Origin of the sequence: Psychrobacter sp., from assembly GCF_030457785.1 — a bacterium.
Lineage (GTDB): Bacteria > Pseudomonadota > Gammaproteobacteria > Pseudomonadales > Moraxellaceae > Psychrobacter.
This window is the reverse complement of the sequence record NZ_JAKDUI010000112.1, coordinates 1-8,523: the sequence shown is the minus strand read 5'-3', so window position 1 is coordinate 8,523 and position 8,523 is coordinate 1. Positions and strand designations below refer to the sequence as shown.

The 8,523-nt window shown below is 42.7% G+C and carries 7 protein-coding genes; 1 reads left to right on the top strand and 6 read right to left on the bottom strand.

Annotated features, from left to right (window positions below; translation table 11 throughout):
• The first annotated feature begins 300 nt into the window (after positions 1-300).
• Positions 301-909, top strand: coding sequence for a hypothetical protein (locus L0J61_RS06785; RefSeq protein WP_301465572.1), 609 nt, complete (start codon positions 301-303; stop codon positions 907-909).
• A gap of 186 nt (positions 910-1,095) precedes the next feature.
• Here L0J61_RS06785 and L0J61_RS06780 read toward each other — a convergent pair whose 3' ends face one another.
• The 6 genes from L0J61_RS06780 to L0J61_RS06755 all read right to left on the bottom strand — a co-directional run bounded on the left by L0J61_RS06780 (position 1,096) and on the right by L0J61_RS06755 (position 8,450).
• A complete protein-coding gene (locus L0J61_RS06780; RefSeq protein ID WP_301465571.1) occupies positions 1,096-1,353 on the bottom strand; it encodes a DUF333 domain-containing protein in 258 nt (85 codons plus the stop codon).
• Between the two features lie 97 nt (positions 1,354-1,450).
• A complete protein-coding gene (locus tag L0J61_RS06775) occupies positions 1,451-2,173 on the bottom strand; it encodes a lysozyme inhibitor LprI family protein (RefSeq protein WP_301465570.1) in 723 nt (240 codons plus the stop codon).
• A gap of 65 nt (positions 2,174-2,238) precedes the next feature.
• Positions 2,239-2,982 carry a zinc-dependent peptidase gene (locus L0J61_RS06770; RefSeq protein ID WP_301465569.1) on the bottom strand — a complete coding sequence of 248 codons (744 nt, stop codon included), beginning with the start codon at positions 2,980-2,982 and terminating at the stop codon, positions 2,239-2,241.
• A 170-nt stretch (positions 2,983-3,152) separates the two neighbouring features.
• The gene (locus tag L0J61_RS06765; protein WP_301465568.1) at positions 3,153-4,322 is read right to left on the bottom strand and encodes an HlyD family efflux transporter periplasmic adaptor subunit; all 1,170 of its coding nucleotides are present in this window, start codon (positions 4,320-4,322) and stop codon (positions 3,153-3,155) included.
• Between the two features lie 83 nt (positions 4,323-4,405).
• Entirely contained in the window at positions 4,406-6,733 is a 2,328-nt protein-coding gene (locus tag L0J61_RS06760; RefSeq protein WP_301465567.1) for a type I secretion system permease/ATPase, read from the bottom strand.
• 100 nt (positions 6,734-6,833) lie between these two features.
• The gene (locus tag L0J61_RS06755; protein WP_301465566.1) at positions 6,834-8,450 is read right to left on the bottom strand and encodes a TolC family protein; all 1,617 of its coding nucleotides are present in this window, start codon (positions 8,448-8,450) and stop codon (positions 6,834-6,836) included.
• Positions 8,451-8,523: the final 73 nt, after the last annotated feature.

Here is an 8,523-nt window from a genome sequence, read left to right as displayed (position 1 = left end):
ATGAACTTATTGTATGGTACCCTTAGTTTAACATAATATACATTATACGAAAACAAACCAATGATTTTTGGATGTGACGCTATAAAGTATTTACCTGCACATTACAGTGTTTCATTCTATCTATCGGTTCATAGTCAGTTCGTGGTTGCTAATTCACAACAGCTGATAAATAATAATATTTATAGCTCAATCATATCGTTCAACATTAACCACAAAAATAAATAAGGAATAATCATTGTGACGCAGCCTTTCAATCTTTTTAAACCTAACTTTTATAAACTATCTACCGCAGCAGTTTTTATGTCGACACTTGCCATCACTGGTTGCCAGACTTTTGCTGAAATGAACAATAGCATTCCTCATACAGAACACAGCAGCTCCTCAATAACCGATACCACCAACACAGATCAACAGTCATTAAAAGATGACGCAATTCGTATTCAGCGTGCGTTGGCCAATGGCGACTACGCCAGTATCGCTGATGATATCCATCCAAATCGTGGTGTTCGCTTCTCGATGTATGCTTATATTCGCCCAGAATCAGATAAGGTCTTTAGTCCTGTTCAATACTTACAGTATCTACGTGAGTCCAATATTCGCTTTACTTGGGGTGCAAAAGATGGCACTGGTGACCCACTTGTCATCCCTTTACCTGAATATTTACAAACTTGGGTCAATGCCAACACTTTTAATGATGGTGCAAAAATAACAATCAATGAAAGCCAAGTTAATGGCAATAGTATCAATAACTTAAATGAAATATATCAAAATTCGGATTTTGTTGAGTTTTACTCTGCCGGCAGTGAGCAATATGGTGGTATGGACTGGCGTGGCATGCGTTTGGTGTTTGATGAGTATCAAGGTAAGCGTTATCTGGTTGCTATCATCTCTGATCAATGGACAATATAAATACCACTAAAAGACTTGTGATGTAGAAATTGCTATATAGACAAAAATATTAGACTTTGTTTCAATGATGCACCGCCCTTCTCTATATTCATGTTTTGATTAGATTAATATATAGCGTTGCAAACATAAAATAAGCCACTCATATGAGTGGCTTGTTTTTGTAGGATTGCACCATCCAGTGCTAGACTATTTTACCCGGTTTTTTCTAAATAGTTCCCATTCATCAACTGTCGTACCATCAGACAGATGACAAATACCACGTTGATTACCGTCTGCGTCAGTGACTAGTTTACTCTGACCACCCGCTTCTTCAACGCAGTAGACACTTGCAGGATTTGCCATACCAACATTTGGCGTATTTTCTATATTTTTAGATGCTTGTGGTGTAGATTGACAAGCAGCCAACGTCATCACAACCCCGAATGGAACCAATAATTTCAACATGATAAAACACCAAAAAAATGAACTTAAACTGTATCAGAAGCCAAATTATTTTGCAAAGCACAGTAGGATTGACCTCATGATCCTTGCATCAAGACACTTACATCGTCTCAAATGTTTTGCTGTCAAAATATCCTCGCATGCCACAATGAGACAGTCGATATTGACCATCAACGTCTATCAATAACAACTCAGTCTTGCTGCCTGTGCTCACTGGGTAAAGTCTTAGTTCAGCATCTTCATAGTAGTCAACAATAGACCAATGGTTGTCTGCCCAATATGCCACCTCGGTATCGACAGAGCACGTGTGTCCGTTGGTGAAAATTAAAGTGGCATCAACAACTGCGATATACGGTCTGTTTGTCACACTATTAATTTCAATATCGTGAGTCGTCGATTGCGCCTCTCCCCAAGCCTGTGTATCTGGGTTATACACTGAAATATCAACATCTTCATAAAATGTATCAAATGCCTGCTGACTAGGTGCGTCACCATGAATTAGGTCTTGCGCATAGCTTACATCCCTTCCCTCGAGATACTCTTTGTACTCTCGGAGCAGACATTCTTTGCTTTTACAGGTATTACGCTGAAACTTTAGCCAAGTTTGTTGGGCATGACGTATATCGTTAGTGGTGGTTTCAGCAAGTTCAGATTTATATTGCTGCGCCATTTTTTCATCTAGATCTGAGAGCTCAGCATCGCTACAAATTGAAGTTTCTACCCAAGTACTAGCCTTTGTACAGTCAAAGCTTGCAGCAGAGGTATTCGCTGAAACAAAACACGTGCCTAAGATGCCAATAATGCTGACGGATAGTTTTTTCATGAGTCCTCACTTGTTCAGATGGTTTATTGTTGTACAGCTATCAACTTATATAGTACGAATGCCTTTTAAAGCGGTGTTTGACGAAAAAACTTCACCATAATTTTATAAATGTCTGGATATGCATCAATGAGTTTTTGCGGTGTTTCAAAAAAAACTTCACTAAGTACCGCAAAGAACTCCGCGGGGTTAGTCGCACCATAACGATCCAGGCCTGATTTGTGATGCTGCTGAAAGTCTTCAAAATCTCTCGTCATAATCTCAGTCCACCGGGTAGAATCCATATCTTCTTGTAGCGGTGGAAAGCCATTGGCTCGACCATTCATCATATCAAGCTTGTGTACGAATTCATGAATGACCACATTGTGACCATCACGCTCACCCGAGTGCTCAGCGTCACGCCAAGACAAAATAACAGGACCACGCTGCCAAGCTTCTCCGCTGCGATGTTGGCTGCCTTCATGTACGATGCCAAACTCATCTACTGTTTTGGTATCGCTTTTATAAGAGCTTGGGTAAATAATAACTGACGACCAGCCAGCATACCATTCCAGCCCAAGATTCAATATTGGTAAGCAAGCCTGCAAAGCAATAGATAATCTGACTTGATCGGTAATCTCAAAACCTTGCGCACCAGTAATTGACTTATCATCCAAAAACAACGTCGCCAAATCAAACAAGCTTGCCAGCGCTTCGTCGTCTAATCTATCGAGTATCACAATTCTTTTAGCAGCGCGACACCAATCGTCGCGGGTGAACTCGCTATTATCCAATATACGCTGCTCACGCCAGTCCTTTATCATACTAAACATGGCATTTATCCTGTTAAGTGTTTTATAAATATTACCCTGTTGTATTTATAAAACCAACATTTAGTTCAAAAGGACGGAATACCCAATTAAATAAGTCCACGCTATGGCTGTCACGAGCCTTTTTTGATATCAGACAGCCATTTAGGTGAAGCTTAAGCTAGATTGGTAAACTATCGCTCACCCAACCCTTCAGATAAGGTTTTGGTTATTGGTTTGGTGAGATAAGACAATACAGTACGCTCCATGGCTTTGATATCAACAGAAGCAGTCATCCCAGGCTTGATGACAATCTCATCCCCTCTGTCTGCAAACTCCGCACCAGTAATCACAACGATAACTCTATAATAAGGCTCTTCTCCTTCTGGTGTTTGCTCCATCAAGGTATCTGGGCTGATATAATTGACGGTACCTGTCATGGCACCAAATATTGAATAGTCGTATGAATCAAGCTTGACAGTAGCATCCTGCCCTTCTCTAACATAAGCAATATCTGCAGGTCTTACTTTGGCTTCGACAATCAACTCGCTACTGGTCGGTAATATCTCCATGATGATATCACCAGGCTGAACGACACCGCCGATGGTCGTGACATTGATATTATTTACCTTGCCTGCTGTCGGAGAATTCAAGCGCTTTTCTTCTAACACTTGGGCTCTATCGCGCAGCTGTTCAATTTCAGAATCCAACTCTTCTTGGGCTGCTGTCATTTCTGCTTGCGCTTCTTCAAAGTAAGTATTTTTTTTGTTATTAATTTGTGCTTCAATCTCAGCCACTTGACGAGTGAGATTGATCACATCCGCTTGGCTCACATCCCCATACTCTAGTAGCGGCTCATTCATACTCAGCTCTTGTTTAGCCAGTACCAGCATTTTTTCAAGAGAAGACACGTCTTCGTTGATGGCTTCACGGCGGCGGTTATACAGTGCTGTTTGGTTTTGGATGTATTCTGGATAGCCATTTATATCATCAGGAAACACCAAAGGTTGATCAAAAATCTCAGCATTAAGACGCGCCAGCTTCGCCTTTAGTGCTGCTGTTTTGGACGCTGAATTATCAAGCGCCGCTTGGGCACGCTCTTCCTCTAATACCAATAGCAGCTGCCCTTGTTTTACGTCTTGACCTTCTACCACGGCAAGCTCAGTTAGCACACCACCCTCAGATGCTTGAATTTCTTGGGTTCGTGCACTCGCAATCACGGTTGCTGTGGCGCGCGTGACTTGATCAATTTTGGCAAAATACGCCCATATTAGTAAAATAATAATACCGACAAGCGCTATCCAAATACTGAGTCTTGAACGGTCAACTTTGGGTGATGTGGGGCTGTATTTATAATCAACCATTCCTATTTACCTTGCTGGCTTGTTAATTTTACGATATGCATACGTTTTGTCGTCATTTGCTACGTGCTTAGCATTTCATTCAGTTAAGTTCGAGGCGTTTTCAGATTAGGCGTCGACATCTTTTTTATACCCACTGCCGGCTGCTGATTTTTTTTACTTTCAACTCGACCTGTAGCTTGAACTTTGGTCGCATTAGAACCGGTGGCATTAGACGCTTTGTCTTTCCTTCTAAGCTCATTGAGCACTTTTTCTTTTGGTCCATCAATGACGATGCCTTGATTGTCCATAATAATCAGTCTATCGACCAATTCTAGTAATGCGGTCTTGTGAGTGGAGACGATAAACGTCTGACCTGCTGTCAACTCATCACGTAAAACTTTGATGCAACGTTGTTCTTGTCGATTGTCCATTGAGGCAGTTGGTTCATCTAATAAAAACACATCGGGCTTGGTCAGTAATAACCTAGTAAACGCTACCAATTGCTTTTGTCCACCAGAGAGTCCTTTACCACCTTCAGAAATCGGCAGATCCAGACCACTCGAGTGACTTGATACCAAGTTAATGAGCCCTGTTTTGTTCAGCGCCTCTTGTAGCGTATTGTCATCAGGTGCTGGCATGCCGATTAGTAAGTTCTCTCTCAACGTCCCCTGAAACAAACGGTGGTCTTGCTGCAAATATCCTAAACGCTCGCTCAGGGTCTCACGACTGATCTGGTGAATGTCTAAACCATCTAGCAGTACTCGTCCTTTCGTTGGTGCGTAAAGCCCAGAAAGCACTTTCAATAGCGTCGACTTACCAGAACCAATAGGCCCTAATATAGCAATACGCTCACCTGATCGTACATTTAACCTTTGGACATCAACAGCAGGTCTGTCATTGCCTTGATAGTTAAATACCAGTTTGTCACATTGGTAATTACCATGGATATGAGTCGGAGATAATGGATAGTTCACGCCATGGTTGTCTTGCTCTAGCTCAAAAAGGTTCTCAATATTGACCTTTGCTGCTTTGGCATGAGCATACTGCACCAATAAACCTGGCAATGTCATCACTGGAGCAAGTACCCGCCCACCGAGTATCGAGCAGGCAATTAGCCCACCCATGGTCATATCCCCTCTCATTACTACAAAAGAACCGACAATAACGATACCAACATAGCTGACTTGCTGGAGCATCTGAGTGAAGAAAGTAAGGTTGTCATTAGCGTGTTTCATGTCCAAGTCGTTTCGGACGGTGACTGTCATGATATCTAACCAACGTGATAGGAACTTCCAACTACCCGCACCAGCTTTAATCGTCTCCACACCTTCTACAGACTCGACCAACAAGCCGGTCTTTTGATAAGACGCTTCAGCGCCTTCAGCCGCAATTGCATCGACTTTTTTACGTGCTAGTAGACCCATGGTTATCGCTATCACAGCAGCAATAACCGGCACTGCAGCCACAAATGGCGAGCCAATAAAGGCTATCAATGTCACAAAAATAATGGTCATCGGGAGATCAACAAGACCAAACATCGTACTAGCCGTAAAAAAGCTTCGTACTTGCTCATAACCACGCAACTGGGCTGCCATCGTACCGACCGACCCTGGCATTTGATCGATACGTACTCGCAATAAACGCTGAAAGACTTCTCGAGATAAATGCTGATCCAAGCCGACCACCACTTTGTCCATGATTCTTGAACGGGCAAACTTCATAAAAGCTTCGAACATGATGATCAAAAACACACCACTCGCCAAGATGATGAGTGTATATTCACTACGTGTCGGTATCACACGATCATAGACTTGCATGGAAAAGAGCGACACAGAAAGTGCCAACATATTGATGAGAAAGCTGGCAACAATCGCCTCTACCAGAATCCCTTTATAATTCCCTAAATCGGATTTGAGCAGATCATTAAATGAAGATTTTCGCTGTGCAAGATGCTGATTGGTTAGACGGACACGCAATACCAGTGTCAACTCATCAGCACGGCTAGATACCTGGTTTCCTTCTTGACGAAAGTTCCAGGTACCCTGCGGAGTGTGGCTATCAATTACACCCCATCCCATATCACTTCTGTACGCCAATAAAGGTAAAAAGGCCGCATCTGGCTGCTCTAAAATCTCAGGCATGTCTTTGATGCCAATGCCGTTTAACACGGCAATGACACCGCCTAATTCATGAATACTTTGGCCTTGAGCATCTGATTCAGCAGACTCACTGCTGTGACGGGATACGACATCATGCAGTCGAATATTATCTACGGGATAGCCTTGTTGACTCAGCAAATGCTTCAAAGCGTCCGTCAGCGTTTGAATCGTATCTGTGTCATTGCTATTTACCATAACTGAAGCGTCTGATACTTGACTGACTTGGTCAGGAAAGTTAGAAGGATTAGAAGCAGATGATAGATTTTCACTCATAAAGGTCACTTATTATCTATTTGATAACTATCAATGGATAATTACCAATGAATAGTTCTCAAAACTGGAGCTGGGTATGGCTTATGCGGAAGTTTTTTATTTAGCGCTCTATATGCGCGGCATCTGTTTGTTCAACGATAGGGGTAATATCATGGTTGTCATACATAATAAAATCTCCGTTGCCGCTGTTTTGGTTCTGCATCGTTGACCCAGGCATCGTAAAACCTACTTGGGTGTCAGCTTGGGTATCAGACTGTGTTTTATAACCAAATTTTTGACTCTGCTCACTTTGTCTGACTGGTCTTTGTATCTGTTGGTATTGTGGGGATTGAGTCTGATTTAGACCTTTGTTCTGATTGCGCATCCACTCCTTTACAGGGTCTAATGGATGAAATAAATGTGTCGGTTGGCGATTATAACCAAAATCCTGCCACGGCATCACTCCAAAGTCGACTTGTAGCCCATAAAAAGCCTCTAGTAAGCTCGCTCGCGTTTGCGCCAGCTGTACTTTATAACTTCCAAGGTCTCGAACCGCATTGAGCACTTCTAGCCAAGATTTACGACCAGCGATAAACTGACGTTGATAAGAGTTGACTACAATCTGGGCACCAGCGACCGCCGCTACTAATGAAGTTTCACGATCACGAGCACTTGCAAACTGCTGATATTTTACTTGAATGTTTTCAATCACATCACGGCGCGCCGCTTCTTGGTTTTGTACTAGGCTATCAACCTCAGCCTGCGAAGCACGAGCCAGTGCTAGGTTTGAAAACCCAGCACCCGGGTCATAACTCATACCGATATAAAACTGACCAGTATCATAGTTGTCTTCATGATAATAAAGATGCTCATACTGAGCATAAACCGTAGGGTATTTGCCGGCTTGCTGTGCTTTTACATCTTGCTTGGCTGATTCAACTTGATAATGCCCTTTGACGACCGTCGGATTATTAAAACTGGTAGGGTCAAATGCCATCTGTTCGAAGTTGGTAGCCTGCAGTTTGGCTTGATTGGCTAGTGTTTTGATATTAGGCAGGCTGCCAGCACTGTTCGGTGCAAGCTCCTCCCCAATGATTTGCTCTAATCTAGCGGCAGATATACGCTGCTGTTCGACCGCTGCTTGATAGGAGTTTTGTTCTTGTAGGATTCGGTTGGTTACTAAGTCTAGCTCGATACGGGCAGAAACGCCTTGATTGACCCGGCGTTGCATTGACGCTTCAAAATCGCTGAGCTGTGCGAGGGTTTCTATATGGATGTCTTGCTCTGCTATCGCTTGTATATAGCCTTTCCATGCTTCAATAGTACTTTGGGCAATGGCGTTTTGCTGTTCATGGATATGCTCTACGGCGGCTTTGTCATCAAATATGGCCTGATTGACATTAGCCGTTAGCTTGCCTCCAGTCCATAATGGTTGATACAGACTCGCTTCCGACACAAAACTGTCTTCATCATTGTCGTAGCTTGATGAAACACTTGGTGTGGGCAACAGATTTAACTTAGCAGCGTTAATGCCTTCACTGGTTGCCAATTGACTGGCACGGGCAGAATCCACTAATGGATGTGTCTGGATGGCTTGAGAAATCAAGTTATTCACTTGAATATCGGTTATCACTGCTTGTGCGGTTACTGAACAGCACATACTTACCAGCGCTAGCGTTAAGCTTTTAGACAGTAACAAACGACAAGATAGCTTTTTTTGTATTGGCAAGTTTTTCATATAGGCGTTAACAATTAATTTTTGTTAAGTTGATGAACTGGTTATTTCTGGGTGTGGCAAGCTAAATATTACT